19 protein-coding genes are annotated in these 20,554 nt (G+C 62.4%); 4 read left to right on the top strand and 15 right to left on the bottom strand.

The features are described from left to right. Nucleotides 1-31: 31 nt before the first annotated feature. Genes tolA through tolQ form a run of 3 tightly spaced genes read right to left on the bottom strand, consistent with a single transcriptional unit; the run spans nt 32 to nt 2,236 of the window. Nucleotides 32-955 (bottom strand): cell envelope integrity protein TolA, encoded by a 924-nt coding sequence (gene tolA / locus LMTR3_RS00240; protein ID WP_065743322.1) that lies wholly within the window; start codon nt 953-955, stop codon nt 32-34. Between the two features lie 53 nt (nt 956-1,008). Beyond that, a complete protein-coding gene (locus LMTR3_RS00235; RefSeq protein ID WP_065743115.1) occupies nt 1,009-1,485 on the bottom strand; it encodes a biopolymer transporter ExbD in 477 nt (158 codons plus the stop codon). Nucleotides 1,486-1,522: 37 nt separating this feature from the next. Continuing rightward, a complete protein-coding gene (gene tolQ, locus LMTR3_RS00230; protein WP_057847291.1) occupies nt 1,523-2,236 on the bottom strand; it encodes a protein TolQ in 714 nt (237 codons plus the stop codon). Nucleotides 2,237-3,447: 1,211 nt separating this feature from the next. Between tolQ and LMTR3_RS00225 the strand changes: the two genes are divergently transcribed. Next, the gene (locus tag LMTR3_RS00225) at nt 3,448-4,341 is read left to right on the top strand and encodes a ferritin-like domain-containing protein (RefSeq protein WP_084029298.1); all 894 of its coding nucleotides are present in this window, start codon (nt 3,448-3,450) and stop codon (nt 4,339-4,341) included. 83 nt (nt 4,342-4,424) lie between these two features. On the opposite strand, the gene LMTR3_RS00220 is transcribed toward LMTR3_RS00225, so the two are convergent. The 12 genes from LMTR3_RS00220 to LMTR3_RS00170 all read right to left on the bottom strand — a co-directional run bounded on the left by LMTR3_RS00220 (nt 4,425) and on the right by LMTR3_RS00170 (nt 16,666). Continuing rightward, nucleotides 4,425-5,831: a PQQ-dependent sugar dehydrogenase gene (locus LMTR3_RS00220; RefSeq protein ID WP_065743114.1), complete on the bottom strand. Its 1,407-nt coding sequence runs from the start codon at nt 5,829-5,831 to the stop codon at nt 4,425-4,427. Between the two features lie 169 nt (nt 5,832-6,000). Beyond that, on the bottom strand, nt 6,001-6,378 hold the full coding sequence (locus LMTR3_RS40170) for a twin-arginine translocation signal domain-containing protein (protein WP_176721793.1): 378 nt from the start codon (nt 6,376-6,378) through the stop codon (nt 6,001-6,003). Nucleotides 6,379-6,589: 211 nt separating this feature from the next. Then, entirely contained in the window at nt 6,590-6,964 is a 375-nt protein-coding gene (locus tag LMTR3_RS00215) for a hypothetical protein (protein WP_065743113.1), read from the bottom strand. Nucleotides 6,965-6,990: 26 nt separating this feature from the next. After that, a complete protein-coding gene (locus LMTR3_RS00210) occupies nt 6,991-10,119 on the bottom strand; it encodes an efflux RND transporter permease subunit (RefSeq protein WP_065743112.1) in 3,129 nt (1,042 codons plus the stop codon). Nucleotides 10,120-10,133: 14 nt separating this feature from the next. Next, nucleotides 10,134-11,792 carry an efflux RND transporter periplasmic adaptor subunit gene (locus LMTR3_RS00205; RefSeq protein WP_065743111.1) on the bottom strand — a complete coding sequence of 553 codons (1,659 nt, stop codon included), beginning with the start codon at nt 11,790-11,792 and terminating at the stop codon, nt 10,134-10,136. Nucleotides 11,793-12,427: 635 nt separating this feature from the next. Continuing rightward, entirely contained in the window at nt 12,428-12,913 is a 486-nt protein-coding gene (locus LMTR3_RS00200) for a DUF2852 domain-containing protein (protein ID WP_065743320.1), read from the bottom strand. A 108-nt stretch (nt 12,914-13,021) separates the two neighbouring features. After that, entirely contained in the window at nt 13,022-13,747 is a 726-nt protein-coding gene (locus LMTR3_RS00195) for a TetR/AcrR family transcriptional regulator (RefSeq protein WP_065743110.1), read from the bottom strand. 140 nt (nt 13,748-13,887) lie between these two features. Further along, nucleotides 13,888-14,313 (bottom strand): YciI family protein, encoded by a 426-nt coding sequence (locus LMTR3_RS00190; protein ID WP_065743109.1) that lies wholly within the window; start codon nt 14,311-14,313, stop codon nt 13,888-13,890. Between the two features lie 112 nt (nt 14,314-14,425). Then, nucleotides 14,426-14,842 carry a YciI family protein gene (locus tag LMTR3_RS00185; RefSeq protein ID WP_065743319.1) on the bottom strand — a complete coding sequence of 139 codons (417 nt, stop codon included), beginning with the start codon at nt 14,840-14,842 and terminating at the stop codon, nt 14,426-14,428. Nucleotides 14,843-15,033: 191 nt separating this feature from the next. Continuing rightward, nucleotides 15,034-15,402 carry a nuclear transport factor 2 family protein gene (locus LMTR3_RS00180; RefSeq protein WP_065743108.1) on the bottom strand — a complete coding sequence of 123 codons (369 nt, stop codon included), beginning with the start codon at nt 15,400-15,402 and terminating at the stop codon, nt 15,034-15,036. Nucleotides 15,403-15,413: 11 nt separating this feature from the next. Further along, nucleotides 15,414-16,067, bottom strand: coding sequence for a glutathione S-transferase family protein (locus LMTR3_RS00175; RefSeq protein ID WP_065743107.1), 654 nt, complete (start codon nt 16,065-16,067; stop codon nt 15,414-15,416). Between the two features lie 53 nt (nt 16,068-16,120). Further along, a complete protein-coding gene (locus LMTR3_RS00170) occupies nt 16,121-16,666 on the bottom strand; it encodes a dihydrofolate reductase family protein (RefSeq protein WP_065743106.1) in 546 nt (181 codons plus the stop codon). Between the two features lie 114 nt (nt 16,667-16,780). Here LMTR3_RS00170 and LMTR3_RS00165 point away from each other — a divergent pair, with 114 nt between their 5' ends. From LMTR3_RS00165 to LMTR3_RS00155, 3 genes are all read left to right on the top strand, one after another. Beyond that, complete coding sequence (locus LMTR3_RS00165) at nt 16,781-17,278, top strand: winged helix-turn-helix transcriptional regulator (protein WP_065743318.1); 498 nt, start codon at nt 16,781-16,783, stop codon at nt 17,276-17,278. Nucleotides 17,279-17,491: 213 nt separating this feature from the next. Next, nucleotides 17,492-19,168, top strand: coding sequence for a methyl-accepting chemotaxis protein (locus LMTR3_RS00160; protein WP_065743105.1), 1,677 nt, complete (start codon nt 17,492-17,494; stop codon nt 19,166-19,168). Between the two features lie 298 nt (nt 19,169-19,466). Continuing rightward, nucleotides 19,467-20,255: an SDR family NAD(P)-dependent oxidoreductase gene (locus tag LMTR3_RS00155; protein WP_065743104.1), complete on the top strand. Its 789-nt coding sequence runs from the start codon at nt 19,467-19,469 to the stop codon at nt 20,253-20,255. Nucleotides 20,256-20,554: the final 299 nt, after the last annotated feature.

Raw genomic sequence — 20,554 nt, 5'->3', positions numbered from 1 at the left:
CTCATGTGTGATCGCCAACGGGCGAGCGCAATCAGACTTTTTCTTTGAACACCGGCGCGAAGTATTTCCATTCCTCATAAAACGCCGCCGGCAGCCTGTACGGCTGACATTCGATGATCGCGCGCAGCGCGCTCTCCTGATAGACGCGAAGGAAGGGCGTTGCCGGAACACCTTCCGGAACCGGCGAGCCTTCGAGCGTGCCGTCGCGCTTCAGACGGATGGCAAACGCGACTTCAGGCTTCTGCGATTCTATCCCGCCATACGGCTTCTTCCAGCATCGCTCGACCTGCCGCTGGAACATCGACCCCCATGTCGCGGAATTATCCGCCGCCGCGCCCTTGGCCGTACCAAGGGCGGCATTGGAATTCAGCGTTTCGCCGGTCGTGGCCTGGCGCGACGGATCACGCTTGTCGAGCAGGGCCGCGATCTGGTTCTGATCGAAGTGCCGTTCCACGATCCTCTGCTTCTGCGGCTCTGGCGGCTTGGCGGCCTGCACTGGCGGCTTCGGCGGCGGCTTCTTCTCTTCCTTCTTGATGGTGTCGCCGATCTGGTCGACCTTCTGCTCAGGCTTTTTCTCAACCGGCTTCGGCTCTTCCTTCGGCTTCTCGACGACCTTCGGCGGATCGGGTTTCTTCTCTACCGGCTTTTCCTCGATCTTCGGCTGCGGCGGCGCCGCGGTCTCGGTCACAACAGGCGCTTTCTCGGTGATCTTGCCGACGGCATCATCGACCGGCTTGGCTTCGGCGACTTTCTCGACCAGCGGCTTCGGGTTTTCCTTCTTGCCGGTCTTCATGCCCGCCATCACCTTGGCAAGCTGGTCGGACGAAACGACATCGACCGCCACCGACTCTTCCGGCGGCATTTCGAGCGCTTTGGTCGAGAACGACAGCATCACCCACCCCAGCACGAAAACGTGCAGGGCAACCGACGCCATCACCGTCTTGTCGACCTTGATCTTCACCTGCGCTTTTCCGCTCCGCCGTCAATCACCGCGCGCCGCTGCATGGCTCAGGAGCCCTGCTCCGGCACGATGACGATATTCGCCTTGAACCCCGCCGTTCGAATATACCCCAATAATTTCATCATATCCGTGTAACAGACGTCCTTGTCGCCCCGCAGATATACCACCCTCTCGGCCTCCGATCTGGTCTCCTTGATCGCCGTTATCTTGGGCAGGAGCTCATTGGCCGGAATCAGCGTATCCCCGAGATAGAGCTCGACGTTCGAATTGCAGGCACCGCCGGTGCGCTTGACCGACAGCGTCAGCGGTGGCGCGTTGGCTTGCAGTTGCTTGCCGCCGCCGGCGACGGGGAGATCGATATCGATGGTCGAGGTCATCAAAGGTGCGGCCACCATGAAGATGATGAGCAGCACCAGCATCACGTCGACCATCGGCGTGACGTTGATCTCCGCCATCACGGCGGCGCGACGCCGGCCGCGGCGTCCACCACCGCCTCCGGCCGAACCTGCCATGTTCATCGCCATGATCTTGATCTCACGGTGTGCTCGTCATTGGCCGCCCTCACGCCCGCTCGTCGATCTGGCGGGACAGGATGGCTGAAAACTCGTCGGCAAAACCTTCCAGCCGCTGCGCCTGCCGGTTCACCTCGGACGTGAACTTATTGTAGAAAATCGTCGCCGGGATGGCGGCGATAAGACCGATAGCGGTCGCAAACAGCGCCTCCGCGATGCCGGGCGCCACCACCGCGAGCGAGGTGTTTTTCGAGGCCGCGATCGACTGGAAGCTCGACATGATGCCCCAGACGGTTCCGAACAGGCCGACGAACGGGCCGGCGGAGCCGACGGTTGCCAGCACCAGGAGCCGCCGCTCCAGCCGCTCGACCTCGCGGGCGATGGAGACGTTCATCACCTTCTCGATCCGCATCTGCAATCCGGCAAAGGAGCGCGACTGGCTCTCGAACGAGCGCTTCCACTCGCGCATGGCCGCCACGAAGCACGCCGCCATCGATTGCGTCGGTTTCGCCGAAAGCGCGCGATAGAGCTCCTCGATCGATTGTCCCGACCAGAACGCCTGTTCGAAGCGGTCCATCGCGCGCTTGGTGCGCGAATAGAGGAAAATCTTGTCGATCGCGATCGCCCAGACCCAGACCGAGCAGGCGAGCAGGCCCATCATGACCGACTTCACGACCCAGTGGGCCTGCCAGAATAGCGCGATCAGCGACACGTCGGCCGAGACGAGCGGCAGAGCTGACGGAGCCACGTCGGCGGGATTCATGAGCAGTATCCTCTCAACGCAAGTGTCCCTAAATTCCTCCGGGAGCAAATGGCCGCCGGTATCACAGCCGCGCGTCGGGCGCGGCGATTTGCGCCAGCGCGAGAGCCTGTTTCCTGTCGCATGGGGGGCCCGCCGAAAGCCGGGCATTGCTTCCCCTGCCAACATGTCAAAACGAGGGCTGCCAGCGCGTCATTCCGTCCCTAACCAGACGCTAAGCTTGGTTAACTTTCGGTTACCAATAGGGAATTCCACTGCCGGAAGTCCAGCCCGGCCGGGCGGTTACGGGGGCGATGGGCTGGGTTCCATGCCCTCCCGGAGGTTGCGGGGCGGCCGGCGGCCCCGCCGTTCGGGATGGCGTTGACTATGTCCCCCTCCCGGCTGTCATCCCCGCGAAGGCGGGGATCCAGTACGCCGCGGCTTCTCGGTTCTATCACTGTCGACTCTGGAATACTGGGTCGCCCGGTCAAGCCGGGCGATGACAATTGAGTGTGGGTCGGCGTTCTCGCGACACACTGTGCCCGAGGTTTGCTCTTCACTTACCGCCCTCTCATTCAGAGGGCGCAGGGAAGACCGGGTGCGCGCCGCACCCGCGGTCTCGTGTGCAAGTGCGCAAAGCAAAAGCGCACACGAGCATACAGGTACAGCGGGAGCATCCCGGCCTTCCCTGCGCAATGGCTTTACGGCTTACTTCGTGCTCTTCCCGGAGAACGGCTCTTTTGCCTCCGTCGCCGACGAGATAATTCCCGCCGACTTAACGCCAGCACCGCGGCGCCAGAACCACACGACTTCGCCGTACGCTTCCTGCGCCTACGTCTTGCGCATTCCGCGTCCATCGCATCTCACCGCACGTTCGTGACGATCGCGAGCGCCCCTCAATGGGTGAGACGGGCGGAGTTATGCCGGTGATTTGGCCCGCACGTTAAGCGAAATATTTTTGATTCTCGGGCTTGACACCATTTCTGAAAATCCGAAGTGATTTGCCCACGGCACATTCGCGCCTTTGTCCACTCTTGCATGCACAGGCCAAGCATGGCTCAGCGGCCTCACGACGTCGTGCCTGCCTGGTTTCGAGTTCGCTTGGAACGTGACCTGCGGCCTAACGTTGTACCGCGCCAGCACTAGCTGGTACCGAGGTCGCGCCATGAGCGCCCTCAATAGCGCTGAACAGTGAGTGGCGCGGCCCCTCAATCCAGAACGGAGGAGGTTACGCCATGAATGCATTGCGCATTTCCCGCCGGCAATCGATCGCCGGCCTATCCGTCGCAGGACTCGCGGGACTGCTTATTCCACCTGCCTATGCCCAGCAGAAGCGCGAGACCACGGGCGTTGGGATCGGCAAGAAGGGAGCAGCGATCGACGACGAGGACATTTTCACCTTCGCGCTGAACCTCGAATATATGGAAGCCGAGTTCTATCTGCGTGCAACGACCGGCAAAGGCATCAGCGATACCGATGCCGGTATGGATGCCGGCAGGGTCGTGGGCGGCCACGAGGCGCAATTCAAAGAGAAAGCGATCCGCGAATTCATTGAAGAGACGGCGGAGAACGAACTGGCCCACGTCCGCTTCTATCGCAAGACGCTTGGCCGAAGCGCCATTTCAAGACCTGCGATCGACTTCGACGCCGGCTTCAAGGCTGCTGCTGAGGCTGCCGGATTGCCAGCCGATTTCGATCCCTTTGCCGATGACATGTCGGTGCTGCTCGGCGGCATGCTGTTCGAAGACGTCGGCGTGACCGCCTATGCGGGCGCGGCTCCTCTGCTCAAGAAGAAGGAATTCGTGGAGGCAGCGGCCGGAATTCTTGCTGTTGAGGCCTACCACATGGGAATGGCGCGCTCCCAGCTCTACATGATGGGCGAGAAGGCATGGGACGCCGCCAACGCAATCTCGGATGCACGGGACAAGATTGACGGCACACCCGAAAAAGAAGACGAGGGGATCAGGGTCGACGGCAAAGCCAACTTCGTGCCCTCAACCCGCGACGCGATTGCGTTCACGCGTACGCCGCAAGAGGTTCTGCGCATCGTCTATCTGACCGACAAGGCGGGCGTCAGCAAGGGCGGGTTCTATCCCAACGGAATGAACGGAGAGCTCAGGAGCACCTGACTGCAATACGCACTCTGCCGCATGAATCCAGGTTGTGATCGTGCCGGCATCCGCCACGCTGGCTGTTCGGACGGGCATTCAAGCTAGCGTGGCACCTCATCGGGCTTGCCCGTACGGTTCTGAGGCCCTGTGTAAGCAATGCGCCAGACGGTGCCGCCGGTATCGTCGGCAACGAGCAACGACCCGTCCTTGGCAATCGCAAGCGCGGCAGGTCGGCCCCAGATCTCCGCCCGGTGCTTGCCGGAGACCCAGAAGCCGACGGTGAAATTCTGGTACCAGCCTTGCGGACGGCCATCCTTGAACGGCACGAACACGATCTTGTAACCGGTTGGTTCGGATCGATTCCACGACCCTTTGAGGGCAACAAAGGCACCGCCGCGGAATTCGGGCGGAAACTGTTCGCCTTCGTAAAACACCAGATCCATCGCCGAGGAATGCGCTTCGAACAGAAGGTCGGGCTTGATTGAAGCCTTGACCTTGTCTGGTTTCAAATTGGCGAAACCGGGCTGCGGGTGCTGACCGATATATGCGTAAGGCCAGCCGTAGAAGGCGCCCTTCTCGACACGCGTCAGATAATCGGGCGGAAGCCGGTCGCCGAGACCGTCGCGCTCCTGAACCACCGCATAGAGATCGCCCGTTCCGGGTTCGAAGGCGAGCGCCGTCGGATTGCGCAATCCCGAAGCGAACGTGACCTGGTTCGTGCCGTTGGGATCGAAGCGCTGGATCGTCGCCTTGACTTCCGGTTCAACACCGATGTTGCCGGACGAGCCGACGGCGACGAACAGTTCGCCAGTCTTGGGGGCAATCGCGAGGTGTCGGTTAGCATGGCCTTGAACAATGCCGAACACGCCCTTCCTGGTGATCATTTCCTCGCCAACCATGGCGGGCGACGGTTTACGCTGATCCGGCGGCACATCGGCAGCCTTCGGCTGCTCGCCACCACGGCCTGCACGCAATGCGCCAAGCCGGTGCGGTACCTTCCATATCCCATCCTGATCCGCGACCAGGACGTGATCGTCCCGCCAAGCGAGTCCGTAAGGTTGGTTTAATCCCTCTGCGTGGCGCTGAATCCAGTCGGCCTTGCCGTCCCCGTCCTCATCGCGCAGCAATGTGAGATGGCCCGCCTTCTGTTCGGCCACGAGCACGTCGCCGTTCGGCAGCACAAGCAGACGCCTCGGATGCTCAAGGCCGGTCATGAAAGCTGTCGTGATGAAGCCTTCAGGGACGCGGGGCGTTTGGCCCTGATGGGGAATGACAAGGGAGCGGCTGCTGACGATCGGACCGGTCTTCGGGGACGGCAGGTCCTCCGCCTTGACCGTAAACCGGCGTCCAAGTTCCTGGTCAGGCAACAGCGCCGGGTCCGCCGGCTTTTCTGCCGTGGGCTGAGCGGCGGGCGCGTTTTTACGCTGAGCCCAGGCTGGTGCAAGCGCAACGCCAATCGCAACGAGAGCTGCCGTGAGGGTCACGAGGCGGGAAGAAGGGATTTTCATTGTGAGCCTCCCATTGAAGTCGAGTCAGGCTTTTCTTCAGGCCGATCAGTGGTCTGTCCTAATCGTCTTGCTGCCGCCCAGACATCCATTGCTACGCCGCCATGGTCGCGGCACACCTCTGTCTGCGCAGACACCGCCTACGGTGCCGCTCTCGTGTTTGGGGGCAGTTCTAGTAACTGCCTCCACCCCCACGCGCACCTCCGCCGCCGGGTGCTCCGGGCGCTCGGCCTCTACCAGCGGCTCGGTAGTGGCGACACCAGCCGTTGGCGCTGATGGGTCCCTCGACGATCGCGCAGGTCCCTCCGCGGAAATTGACGCAGCCGCCGCAGCGCTGAGATCCATTTGGACTATCGCGATACTGGGCCGATGCTTTGCTGACTTTTCGCCGGCCGCGTATCTCGTGCAGCAGCCCGTCACCCAATGGCAGAGGCGTAATCGGCGGCGCCGCCCATGCCGGCAGCGCCGTCCCGGCAAGTGCCGCTCCACAGAGGGCTTTTTCAATAAAATTGCGACGCGAAATGGATTCCTTTTTCGAATGCTCGCTCATGGGTGTCCTCCAGGGTTGTGGAGGGACCATTCGCGGTCTCCCAAACGATCAAAACAATTTACCGAGGGACGCGTTGTTCCTCACATTGCCGAGTTTTCCTTTGCAGCGAGGTCACGCGGATCGCAGCTTTGAGGTCGGTCGGCGCCAAGCGAGGGTGGCCGCCCACAAATCAGGGCAGCCATATTACCTCTTCCTCCCACTACGCTGTTAGTTAGTCGAAACGCGCGTTCGTCGTCTTTCCGTTCGGCCCGGTGAGTTGAACCGCGCCCTTGACGGTTTCAGGAATTGGCGAACCGGCCTTTCCGGCAAGCGCGCCCGACTCGCCCGGCCGCAGTTCGATCCGTTCCACCTTGCCGCCAACCTGAAAGATGGCGACGCCTTTGAAGCCGGCGGCATTCATCGGCTTTTCGTCGGCGTCGCTGATGAAGATTTCAATGGTGTCGTCCTTGGTCACGAGTTCGGCGTGATAAGGTTTTGCTTCAGCAAGCCGCCCGCCATGCGGCCCCTTCGATGAGTGAGCCGCGGCTGGCGAGGCGATCAAGGCCGCCAGAAGCGCAACGCGAACGACAATGCCTGTGTGTCTCATGTGAATTCTTCCTTTTCCGCGTTGCATCAGTAGGAGTGAGCCGGAGCGATTCGTTTGCCCGTCTCGTCGGCCTGCCGCTGCAACAAACGCGCAAGCGGTTTTTTCCCGAACCACAGGAACAGCACCGGCGTCACGACGGTATCGAGCAGTGTCGCACTGACGAGGCCGCCGAAGATCGTCACTGCAACAGGATGAAGAATCTCCTTGCCCGATTCATCGGCGCCGATCAGGAGCGGCACCAGCGCTACTCCCGCCGACAGCGCCGTCATCAAGACCGGCGTCATCCGTTCGAGACTTCCCCGGACGACCAGCTCCTTCCCGAACGCCATGCCCTCATGCAGCGCCAGATTGATATAGTGGCTGATCTTGAGGATACCGTTGCGCGCGGCGATGCCGGTGAGCGTGACAAAGCCGACCAGGCTCGCAACCGAGAGCGGCTGATCCGTGATGGCCAGCGCGGCAACCGATCCGATCATGGCGAGCGGAATGCCGCCCATGATGATCAGCGCCAGCACCGCGGACCGATAGCGGCTGTACAGGATTGCGAAGATCAGCGAGAGCGAGATGAGCGCGAGAATGCCGATGGTCCGGCTCGCTTCTTCCTGCGCCTGGAAGGTTCCCTCGAGGCTTGCGGTCACGCCCGGTGGCAGTTTCGCCGCTTGCAGCTCGCCGCGAATTCCTTCGACCAGCTTGGCCATGTCGGTCGTGGCGTCGGAATTTGCGAGGATGACGATGCGCCGCCGTCCGTTTTCCCGCAAAATCTGATTAGGTCCGTCGGTCTCCGTGATATCGGCGATCTGCCGCGCCGGTATCCATCCGGTCGGCGTCTTGATCAGGAGATCGCCGAGCTTTTCCGTGGTTCGCAGACGGTCCGGCAGGCGCATGACAACATCGAAGCGGCGATAGCCATCGACGACGCGCGATATCACGCGGCCGCTTGACAACCGCGACAATTGCTCGACGACTGCGCCTGGCTGAACCCCGTAAAGCGCAGCGCGGGTATAGTTGACGCGGATTTCAAGCTGGGGAATTCGCACCTGCTTTTCGACCTGGAGGTCCTTGATGCCGGGCAGACCGGCGATCCGGCTCCGGATTTCCTCGGCGGTACCGCGAAGGGTGTCGAGATCCTCGCCGAACACTTTCAAGGCGATCTCCGCCCGGACGCCGGAGAGCAGGTGATCGAGCCGATGCGAGATCGGCTGTCCGACATTGGCGGATAGCGGAAGGACGGCGAGGCGCGAACGTATGTCGGCAACGACGTCCGCCTTCGCACGATCCGAATGCTTCAACGCGACCTCGAGGTCGGAGGAATGCACGCCTTCCGCATGCTCGTCCAACTCGGCCCGACCGGTCCTCCGGCCCACGCTGATCACCTCCGGGACGTCCAGCAGCAGCCGTTCGGCGATCGCGCCGACGCGGTTCGATTCTGCCAGCGAAACGCCGGGATTGAAGGCGAGGTTGATGGTGAACGTGCCTTCGTTGAATGCCGGCAGAAAGGCGCGCTTGAGCTGGAATGCGCCCCACCCCGCCGCTGCCACCGCGATCAAGGTCAGCGCCAGCAGAAGCTTCCCGCGGACGAAGGCCGCATCAAGCGCGGCGCGGTTGATGCGCTTGAGCCGTCGCACCAGCCAGCCTTCGCCCTCCGCCATGCGTTTTGCACTCGGCAGCAGGTAATAGGCCATGACCGGCGTGAGCGTGATCGAGACCACAAGGCTTGCGAGAATGGAAATGATGTAGGCCTGGCCGAGCGGGGCGAACAGGCGCCCTTCGACGCCGGAGAGCGCGAACAGCGGCACGAACACCAGCACGATGATCGTCGTCGCATAAACGATGCCGGAACGGACCTCGCTGGAGGCGGCAACGACGACGTCGAACACGCTCCGCGGATTGCCCTGCTCCCTGTTTTCGCGCAGCCGCCGAAAGATGTTTTCGACATCGACCACCGCATCATCGACAAGCTCGCCGATGGCAATCGCAAGCCCGCCGAGCGTCATCGTATTGATCGACAGACCGAGCAGCTTGAAAATGATCGCCGTGGTCAGGATCGATACGGGGATGGCCGTGAGCGAGATGGCCGTGGTGCGCCAATTGAGAAGGAATGCGAACAGGATCACCGAGACGACGATGGCCGCCTCAATCAGAACCCGGCCGACATTGTGCAGCGAATTCTCGATGAAGTCCGCCTGGCGAAAGACCACCTCGTCGGCCTTGATTCCGAGCGGAAGCGACGGCGCGAGTTCGGAAAGCGCCTGCTCGATCTGCCCCGTCAACCGCACCGTATCGACGCCGGGTTGCTTTTCAACCGAGACAATGACGGCGGGCTTGCTCATATAGCCGGCATCGCCGCGCTTTATCTTGGGCGCGAAGTCGACATCCGCGACCTGACGCATGTAGACCGGTCTGCCGTCGATGGTGGCCACGACGATGCTACGCAGATCCTCCAGGCTTGTCGTACGTCCGATATTCCGGATCAGGTACTCGCGGGTGTTCTGGTCGGTGAAGCCGCCGCCGGTATTGGTTCCGAATTGGGCGAGCGCAAGCTCAAGCTGCTCATAGCTCACCGAAAGCGCTCGCAACGCGGAAGGCTGCGGCGCAATCCGGTATTGCCTGACTTCGCCACCGATCGGGATCACCTGTGCAACGCCGGGGATGGCGAGCAGGCGCGGACGGATCGTGAAGTCGGCGACCTCGCGCACTTCCATGGGCGATGCCGTATTCGAGGTCACGGCCACGAGAAGGATCTGCCCCATGATCGAGCTGATCGGGGCGATCTGCGAGGTGACATTGAGGGGAAGCTGGCTTTGAACCCGGGCCAGACGCTCGGCCACGAGCTGCCGGTTGCGATAGATATCCGTTCCCCAGTCGAACTCGACATAGACGATCGAAAGCCCGATCCCCGAAACCGAACGAACACGGCTGACGCCGGGAACACCGTTCATCTGGGTTTCGATCGGGAATGTGATGAGCTGCTCGACCTCGGGCGGCGCGTAGCCTTCGGACTCCGTCATGATCGTGACCGTCGGGCGGTTAAGATCAGGAAATACGTCCACGGGGAGTTGTCGGGCGGTGTAGGCGCCGAGAACAACGAGCAGGCCGGCCAAGGCGAGCACGAAAAGCCGGTTGCGGAGCGAGGCGCTGACGAGAAGCGAAAACATCGAGACGCCTCCCTTCAGCGTACGTGTTCAAGGAGCTCGGCTCCTTGCGAGACGATTCGCTTGCCGGCGGCGACGCCCGACATGATCAGCACGTTCTCGCCGTCGAGCGGCTCCGCGCGCACGCTCCTCGGCGCGAACCGCTCGGGCCCGATGTGCTCATAGACGAAGTCCTGGCCGTTCGAGCCGCGGACAAGGCTGGTGCGCGGGACCGCGATTCCTTCTTTCTCTTCCCGCGTCGGAACGAGAACCGTCAGGAACTGCCCTGCCCTCAGGCCGCCGGTATCGCCGACGATGGAAAAATGCACCGGTACCGACTGGCTGCGGTCGGCAAAGCCGGCGCCGCGATATTCCAGCTCGAGGCTCCTGCCCGAATAGGTCGTGGCGCGCGCGCTCGTTGCGCCTTCGATGGTCTCAAAGCTCAATGCTTCGACCCACAGGCGCGACGGATCGACGATGTTGAAGACGATCGAACTCGGCTGCACGATCTGTCCGGCGACCGCAGTGCCTTCCGCGATCACGCCGGCCACCGGAGCGACGAGCGCCTCGGGTTCGCGACGGGCCTTCTCGATCGAGGCGCGGCGGTCGCGCAAGCCTTCGAGTTCAAGGCGGGCCTCTTCGAGCTGTGTGCGGGACACGGCCCCGCCCGCCGCGAGCTGCTCGTAGCGCGCCACGCGCCGCTCGACGATCGAGATTTGCTGATCCAGTTCCCCCTGCCGCTGGCGCATGTCGGACAGATCGATGGCCTGCAAAGGCGGCGTGACGTAACCCAGAATATCCCCCTGCTTCACGCGGGTGCCGAGCCGGGGAAAACCGCCCGTCGACGCCGACAACCGGCCACCGACGGAAGACTGCACGTAACCGCTGGCGGCGGGGTCCGGAATGATACGGCCGGGAAGCTCGGCGACCTTGGGATGACGCGCCTTCTCCGTCACCAGCGAGCGCAGGGCAAAAATGCGCTGGACGGACTTCGGAACGAACACCGTGCCATCCGAAAGGCGTTGGGCACGTTCCTCCGAATTTGCCCTGATCGCGACCTGCCCTTTTTCCTCCTCGTGACCGTGGCCTTCATGCGCCCGGCCTTGCTCCACGCCGCCGGCAAATGCCATGCACGCCAGGGCGACAATGGCCGCGCGGCGGCGGCGCAGGGCAACCGCCGCGACAAGAAGGCCCGCAACAAATCCGCCACCGATGAGCAGAACCGTGCGCAGGTCGGCTGACAATCCCGCCTGCGCAACCGGCGATGCCGATGTCTGCGGTGGTGGCGTTTCAATGCTTACCGGCAGGATGTCGGTCAGGTCCCTGGCCGTGATCGAAACGACAAGATCGGTTCGGCCGCCCTTGGCGAGCCAGGGCGCCGCCAGCCGATAGGCGCCATCCGGCTGCTCGCTCGGCGTGGCAGGCCCGGCAGGTGTCTCAACGACCAGGCTGGCGCCGGTGACCGGCTCGTTGGTCGCGAAACGGTCGACATAGATATCGATGGCGTCGCCGCGCGCGACCGCAACCAGCTCAAAGTCTGCGGAGGCGGCTTCGCCGCGTGGCGCCGCGCTGATGCTCGGCGGCGGTTCATCGGCGTGGTCATGGCCTTCATGGGCCGGTGCAACCGTCAGCGTCGCGGAGGTCGCAACAACGGCAAAGGCGATGGCGCACGAGATGCGCCGAAACTTTCGAAACATGGCAGTCGTCCTCACTCGAGATTCGTGCCGCGCGAAGCGCCACGCGGGCGCGCTCACGCGGATTCAGCACTCAGAGGGACGTTCTGGGAGGACGCTCGAAAGATTCCGGGGGGCGGCGTACCCCCGCTTGCGACGGCGGAAAACTTAAGCGCGAGACACTCTGCAGATATGGAATCAGCAGCGAGGCGCTGGGAAGTCCCGAAGGGCAACACGAGCCGAAGGCCGAGGAGCAGCATCCGCCCATACAGGATCTTTCGGGGGACGCTTGATCTCCATCCTGGTCCAGCTTCGCCTCCGCCGCGGCGGAGAGAGTGGCCTGGTGATGGGTGCTTGCCGTCGCAATGGATGCGACACCCGCGTGATGCGCGGCATGATGTTGATGACCCGAATGGGCCTTGGCTGCAGACGGAACGAACGAAAGCACGGCCAGGACGACCGCCATTCCGACCATTCGGTATAGCATCCCAAGGAACATCATTTTCCGATCATAGGACGAACGCTGCCGCAGTTACATCGTTTCAAGGTTGCCGTCCATGCAAAACAAACCGCCCACCTGCTTCTCGCAGATGGGCGGCTGTATCCGCCGTCAGGCGTCATGGGGGCATCACGCCTGCGGCTGAATGCGCATTTCGAGTTCAGCCCTGTTGGGGCTGGTCGTTCGGTGGGGTCGGACGCTGCTTGTGCTGCGCCATGAAGGCGTCGAACTCTTCCTTGTCCTTGGCGTGGCGCAGACGCTCGAGGAAATTCTTGAACTCGACCTGCTCTTCCTCGAGCCGCCGCAGGGTTTCCATGCGGTACTCGTCGAAGGCGCGGTTGCCGCTGGACGGCGGGCCGAAGCCGAAGCCGCCAAAGCCGCGGCGCTCCATGCGATCGCGCATCCGGTCCATCTTGTACTGCATCCGCTCCATCTTGTTCTGCCAGCGATCTCCGTGACTCCAGCAACCCATTTTTCTGCTCCCTAGTGTGAAAAAGAGGAGGGCAAGACCAATCGGCCACCAGATGATGAAGCCGAGGATAGTCACCACGATCCAGCCGGGGTGCCAGGGGCTCTCAAGCATATGCGGTCGATAGGTCTGTTCCGTCTGACCGCGCCATCGATTGACATCTGCGGTGTAGGCCATTTCCCTCTCCATGACGGCAATCACGCCGTTGTGAATGTAAATAACATTTACATACCTAAGCCATCCCGCGTTTTTGTCAAGCGGGCGCCTCGCCGCGCCCTCGAAAAATTATTTTCGGTTCCCCCAAGGACCAGATGGCGCGCCACCTTCCGGTGGCACCGGCGGCGGGCCGGACGGTTTCTGGTCTGACGGCCGGCGGTCGGTCGGGAAGCCGAGGCCGCGCAGATAAATCAGCACTTCCGCTTCCAACAGTTCTTCCGGCGACATCGGCAATTTGCGGCGCGCGGCGTCGCCGCGGCCGAACAGCGAGGCTATCCCGTGCGACATCGACCAGATATGCAGCGCCATCATCATCGCGGGAGGCCGCGGCATGCCGGGCGGCGCCAGCGCGGCGAGCCGCTCGGCGGCGGCGCGAATGATCGCGAACGCACGCTCGCTGGCAGCCATCAATGTCGGGCTCGAATCGACAGGCACCCCGGATTCGAACATCGCCGAATAGAACGCCGGCTCGTTGCGGGCGAAGGCGAGATAGGCCTTGCCGACCCGTTCGAACGCCGTGACCGTGTCCGGGCGGCCGTCGTCCCAGGCCTGCGTCAGCAGCGCCTCGAACTGCTCGAAGCCGCGTTGCGCGATCGAGGACAGCAATTCATCGCGGTCGCGAAAATGCCGGTAGGGCGCGGCCGGACTGACCCCAGCCATGCGTGCGGCATCCGCAAAGGTGAAGCCGGCCGGGCCCTTTTGCGAAATCAGGTCGAGCGCCGCCTGCAGCAATGCCTCTTTCAGATTGCCGTGATGGTAGCCACGCTCGCCGCGACGGTCCTTTTGCCAGCTCATGTGAATGGCTTTTACATGAGGTGGCCGCAAAGGTCACTTAATTTGAACGTTAAAGAAGATTAACGGGCGGCGGCAGACGGTGCTGCCCTCCCTCGCTGCCGTGAAAGACAGGTGAAGGACGGAACAGGGAGCGGAAACGCTCACCGCGCCTTGTGCGCATTTCCCTTCTGGAGCTCGTCGAAGCCTTTGGCGGCCTGCTGCACTTCCTCCGAGAAATCACCGATTTCCTGCACCTGGCGGATCTCGATGATCTCGTTTTCGGACGCCGGGCACTTCTTCGCCCACTCGATCGCCTCCTCGCGCGACTTCACGTTGATCATCCAGTAGCCGCCGAGCACTTCCTTGGCCTCCGTGAACGGGCCGTCGGTAACGACGGGCTTGCCGGTGGCGAAGGAGACCCGCGCGCCCATCGAGGGCGGATGCAGCCCGTCGAGCGCGATCAGCACGCCGGCCTCCTTCAGCGCCTCGTTGTATTTCATCATCGCCTTGACCCGTTCAGGGTCGAGCTGGACGTCCGGCGGCGCGGTCTCGTAGCCCAAGGGGATCATCAGCATCATGAATCGCATGGTGGGTGTCCTTGTTCAGGTATCGTCATTCCGGGATGGTCCGAAAGACCAGACCCGGAATCTCGAGATTCCGGGTTCGATGCTTCGCATCGCCCCGGAATGACGGTGAGAATTATTTCTTCGCCGCCTGCGCCCGCAGCCGCTCCTCCTGCTCGCGCAGCTCGGGGGTGAGCGCTTCGCCGAAATCCTCGGTCGAAAACACCTGACGGATTTCGATCTCGCCGCCGTCGCCGAACGGGGCGCGCTTCATCCAGTCGATCGCTTCATCGAGCGATTTGGCGTTGATCAGCCAGAAGCCGCAGACGAGATCACCCGAGAGCGGGAACGGACCGCGGCTGGCACTGCCCTGCCCGCCTGCATACTTGATCCGCGCGCCATTCGAGGTCGGGTGCAGGCCCTCGCCCGCTTCCATGATGCCCGCCTGGACCAACTCCTCGTTGAACCTGCCCATCGCGGTCAGCAGCTCCGTGCTCGGCATCACGCCGGCCTCCGAATCCTTGTTTGCCTTCACAATCACCATGAATCGCATCGTCATTCTCCGTGTTGATCTTCTTGGGCCAGCCACTTGCCGCGTCGGCCTTCGTCAACAAGACGAGCGGGCTTTTACGCCGCCGACATGTCCTGCAAAATTATTTCGAGATAATTGTCCTCGTGCCCCGGGCGCGGCGCAGCAAGCCGCTTGGCTTGATGCGCCGCATCGCGTCCGGAGAACGCAAGCGGCTACCCCGGCTGCCTGATGAAAGCACCGTTTTCGTAGGTTGCCCCGAAATAGACGTCGATGCGCTTCACCTTGTCGCCGTCGAAGACGAGGAACTCGGTATTGCGGAAACTCTTTCCGTCCTTGGCCGTGCAGCGGTAGGTCACAAAGGCTTGATCGCCGTCGACGAGAATTCGCTCCAGCTCGTGCCGTTCGATCCAGTCGCTGCTCTGCCAGCAGCGCGCGAAATAGGTTGCTTTATCGATGTTGTCATCGAACGGACTGGTGAAGCGGAACTCCTCGCTGAAGGCATTCTCGACGAATTGGCGATCGTTGGACAGATAGGCTGCGAAGATCTTACGGATCGTCTCCGCCCTGTTGGCTTCGGCCATTCAGCGCTCCTTTAGGGCTCTTTGGGCACCATCTGGAAATACGGTTCGGCTTCCTTCAACACGCGCGCGACGGAGGGGCGCGCCTTCAGCCGTTCGAGATAGGCGCTGAGGTTTTTCTGCGCTTCACCGAACGGCACCGCCATGTTGCCGTAGAACAATGACGGCACTGCCGCGCAATCGGCGAGGCTGAAATCCTCGCCCATCGCCCAGCCGCCGTTTTCCATCTGCTGCTCGATCATGGCATAGGAAGTGTGCAACTGCGCCCGCGCCTCCTCGACGCCGCGCGGGTCCCGCTTGCCCTCGGGTCGCAGCCGGTCCGTCACGATCTTCTGCATCGGCAGATGCACATAGAGATCGTAGAAGCGGTCGCGCAGCCGGGTCTGCAAGGCGCGGGCGGGATCTTCGGGAATAAGCCGGACGCGGCCGCGGTAGTATGAATCGAGATATTCGACGATGATGCTGGATTCCGGCACGGTCTGATCCCGCGCATCGTCGCGCAGCACCGGGAACTTGCCGATCCCCCACAGTTTCAGCAGCGCGGCGCGCTCGGCCGGATTGCCAAGATCGACGAGATTCGGCCGGAACGGAATGTCGTTCTCGTAGAGCGCGATCAGCGCCTTCCAGCAGAACGAGGCCAGCGGGTGGAAGTGCAACGTCAGCGACATGGAAACTCCGGTTTGCCGTTTGCAAGACGATCGGCGTCTGGTGACGCCGACATTTATGGCGCCGGCACGTAGCGCAGGATCACCATGCCGGTCGACAACGGCCGGCTGTCGAGCAGTTTCAGCTTGCGCTTTTCGCCCGGCTTGAACAGCGGCGTGCCGCCACCGAGGATGACGGGGCTTACCGCGATACGAAACTCGTCGATCAGCCCGTGCGGGATCAGGCTAGAGGCGAGATCGGCGCTGCCGAACAGAAAGATGTCCTTGGCGCTGCCGCGCTTCAGCCGCGCGACGATCTCCGTCACATCGGCGCTGAACATCTGCGTGTTGTTCCAGTCGGATTTCTTCACCGTGCGCGAGAAGACATATTTCGGCGCGGCATTCATGAAGTCGGCGACCTCGCCGGTCGCGCTCGGCCAGTGGCCCGCCATCAGCTCATAGGTGACGCGGCCGAACAGCAAGCCGCCGGCGGCTTTCATTTGCTCGATCGACAATTGCGCCAGCTCCTCGCCCCAAACGTCGGAATGCCAGGAAATGTCGCGATTGGGACCTTCAACGAAGCCATCCAGCGTCATCAGGTTCCACATGATCAATTTCGCCATTGCGATCTCTCCCTAACTGATTGCGATTTGCAACTGGTTGTATCTTTAGCCAACTGGTGCAATATTGCAAGCAGTTTTTTGAGGGGGCCTTGGCGCCCGTTTTTGGAGACGACCATGACCGACGCCCAGCGCTCCGGCTGCCCGATCAATCTTTCGCTGGAAGTGCTCGGCGACAAATGGAGCCTTTTGATCATCCGCGACATGATGTTCGGCAACCGGCGGCATTTTCGCGAGCTATTGACCAAATCGGAAGAAGGCATCTCCTCCAACATCCTCGCCGACCGGCTGAAGACCCTGCTCGAGCAGGGCATCATCACCCGCGAGGACGATCCCACGCACAAGCAGAAGGGGATCTATTCGCTGACGGAGCAAGGTATCGAGCTCTTGCCCGTTCTCGCGCAGATGGCGGCCTGGGGCTATAAATATCTACCTGTCACCGAGGAACTCGGTATCCGCGCGCGGCTGCTCAGCGAGGGCGGACCGAAAATGTGGGCCGAATTCATGGACGAGCTGCGCGAGAGCCATCTCGGTGCAAAGCGGCGCAGGCGCGGCGGTCCTTCGGTCGGTGAACGACTGCAGGCAGCGTATGAAAGCGTCGTGAACGGAAACTAGCCCCCGAGTCCGCGGCCGCATGCTCGTCCGGCGGGCGTCGCGCGCCGGGACTTCCTTAAGATCAGCATTACGTCGCGATGTTATCCGTCATCTTACGGAGAACAGCGTTAACGGATTCTTTTTGCCTCCCGGTCAACCGTGAACGCTAACGAGGCTCGGATTGAACTGGTCGACGGCCTCTTCATTTTACCGCCATTTGGATGGGGCCTTTCCGTGTTTCAGTTTCTCAAGAATTCCTCGGCCGACAAGGCACTTACCGACGCCATCGGCCGCTCGCAGGCCGTCATCGAGTTCAATCTCGACGGCACCATCATCACCGCCAACGACAATTTCCTCAAAACCCTCGGTTACTCGCTCGGTGAAATCCGAGGCAAGCATCACAGCATGTTCGTCGATCCATCGCAGTGCGACAGCGCGGCGTATCGCGACTTCTGGACGGCGCTCAAGCGCGGCGAATACCAGGCCGCTGAATACAGGCGGATCGGCAAGGGAGGCAAGGAAGTCTGGATCCAGGCGACCTACAACCCCGTGCTCGACGGCAACGGCAAACCCTGCAAGATCGTGAAATTCGCGACCGATATCACCGCCCGCAAGATCAAGAACATGGAGGATGCCAGCCAGATCGCCGCGATCGACCGTACGCAGGCGGTCATTGCGTTCGAGATGGACGGCACCGTCATCACCGCCAATAGCAACTTCCTGAAAGCGATGGGCTACACGCTCGCCGAAATCCAGGGCAAGCATCACAGCATGTTCGTCAGTCCGGCGGAGCGCGACAGCGCCGCCTACCGGCAGTTCTGGGCGAGTATCAACCGCGGCGAAAGCCAACAGGCCGAGTACAAGCGGATCGGCAAGGGCGGAAAGGAAGTCTGGATTCTCGCCTCCTACAACCCCGTGCTCGACGAGAAGGGCAAGCCGTTCCGGGTGGTGAAATTCGCCACCGATATCACCAGCCAGAAACTTTCGACCGCCGATCTCGCCGGCCAGATTGCCGCCATCGGCAAGTCGCAGGCCGTGATCGAGTTCAAGATGGACGGCACCATCATCGGCGCCAACCAGAACTTCCTCAGGGCGGTCGGTTACGCGCTGGACGAGATCCGCGGCCGGCACCACAGCATGTTCGTCGAACAGTCGGAGCGCGACAGCGCGGGCTATCGTGAATTCTGGGCGGCGCTCAACCGCGGGGAATATCAAGCGGCCGAATACAAACGGATCGGCAAGAACGGCAAGGAAGTCTGGATCCAGGCATCCTACAATCCGATCCTCGACCTCAACGGCAAGCCGTTCAAGGTGGTGAAATACGCCACCGACATCACCGCGCAAGTGCTGGTCCGGATGGGCAACGAGCGCGTCCGCGGTATGATGGAATCGGTGGCGGCAGGCGCTGAGGAACTGAACGCCTCGGTCCGGGAAATCTCCGAAGCCATGACCAAGTCGCGCGAGACGGCGGCGACCGCGGTCGGGCGGGTCGAGGCGGCCGACGCCCAGGCGCAGCGGCTGAACGAAGCGGCGCAGGCGATGAGCGGCATCGTGGAGCTGATCGGCAACATCACCGGCCAGATCAACCTCTTGGCGCTCAATGCGACGATCGAATCGGCGCGCGCCGGCGAGGCTGGACGCGGCTTTGCCGTGGTGGCTTCCGAGGTCAAGAACCTCGCCACCCAGGCCAAGCAGGCGACCGACAAGATCGGCCAGGAGATCGGCAATCTCAACGGCATCTCCGGCGACGTCGTCGGCGCGCTCGACAGCATCAAGAGTGCGATCCAGGGGGTCAGCGAATATGTCACCGCCACCGCCGCCGCGGTCGAGGAGCAGAGCACGGTGACCGGTGAGATGTCCTCCAACATGCAGCGCGCCGCCGCGGAAGCGAAGGCGATAGCGCAGCGCTAGGGCGGTTAGTTCTATTGCGTCATCGCTGCTCAAACCCCTCATCTCAGGAATAAGCGCACTTGCGCTTATTCCGAAGGAGCCCGCAGGGCGGACGTCTCGAAGGATGCAGGCCACAGACGGGGCCTCATGGTTCTCCCGGCGATGCGAAGCATCGTCCGGAGACGCGCGGAGCCTGTCATCGGGCCGCGCTGTGCGCGGACCCGTTGGCGCTCCTCACCATGAGGGGCTTATGCCGGGACATACGACGCGGCCTGGGTTATAGGAGCGGGAAATCTTCTCTCTCGCAAACGGACCGCCCATGCCCCCTTCCCCGCAAAAAGTTGCCCTCGTCACCGGCGCCGCGCGCGGCATCGGGCTTGCGACGGCCAAACGCTTTCTCGCCGAGGGCTGGCGGGTGGCGCTGCTCGACATCGAAGGCGAGTTGCTGCGCGGCGCGATCGCCGGCCTCGCCAACCCCGACAATACGCTGGCGCTGCATTGCGACGTCTCCGGCGCTCGGGCAGTGGCGAACGCCGTGGCGGCAGTGAACGAACGTTTCGGCCGGCTCGACGCGCTGGTCAACAATGCCGGGATCGCGGTGTTCGCGCCGCTGCTCGACACCTCCGATGACGACTGGAACCGCATCCTGCAGGTCAACCTCACCGGCCCGTTCCTGTGCACCAAGGCGGCGGCGCCATTGATGCGGGAACATGGCGGCGGCGCGATCGTCAACGTCACGTCGATCTCGGCAGTGCGCGCCTCCACGCTGCGTTCGGCCTACGGCACCAGCAAGGCGGGGCTCGCGCATCTGACCAAACAGCTCGCGGTCGAACTGGCTTCGCTCGGCATTCGCGTCAACGCCGTGGCGCCCGGTCCGGTCGAGACCGCGATGGCAAAGCAGGTCCACACGCCGGAAATCCGCGCCGATTATCACGACGCCATTCCGCTCAACCGCTATGGCCTCGAGGAGGAGCTGGCGGAAGCGATCTTCTTCCTCTGCAGCGATCGCGCAACCTACATCACCGGGCAGGTCCTCGCCGTCGATGGCGGCTTCGACGCCGCCGGCATCGGTCTGCCGACGCTGCGCGGCCAGCGGCGGAACGGTTAGTTCCTCAGTGGCTGTGTTGCCTGGAGTGCGGATCAGAGCCCAGTAACAATGGACTTGGCCGGCGGCCTCTCATTGCTGGATCGAGGAGGTAGGTTACTCTTCAGCGCGCCGCGGTGCAGCAACACCGTCTGTTCCGGTGGAGCATCCGGTCTCATGCTCGGCGTTCCCAGTGCGAACGCTGTCACGAGCAGCAAAATGCCCGCGCAGATAATGCTAAGGAAAAAATGATCCATGGGCCTTTCAACGAGGGGCCGCATTTTTCGTTCCGCGGGGCTGCGCGGCAATTTCGATAGAGCACG

It is taken from the genome of Bradyrhizobium sp. LMTR 3 (genome assembly GCF_001693485.1).
Classification (GTDB): Bacteria; Pseudomonadota; Alphaproteobacteria; order Rhizobiales; family Xanthobacteraceae; genus Bradyrhizobium.
This window is presented reverse-complemented; position numbering and strand designations above follow the sequence as displayed.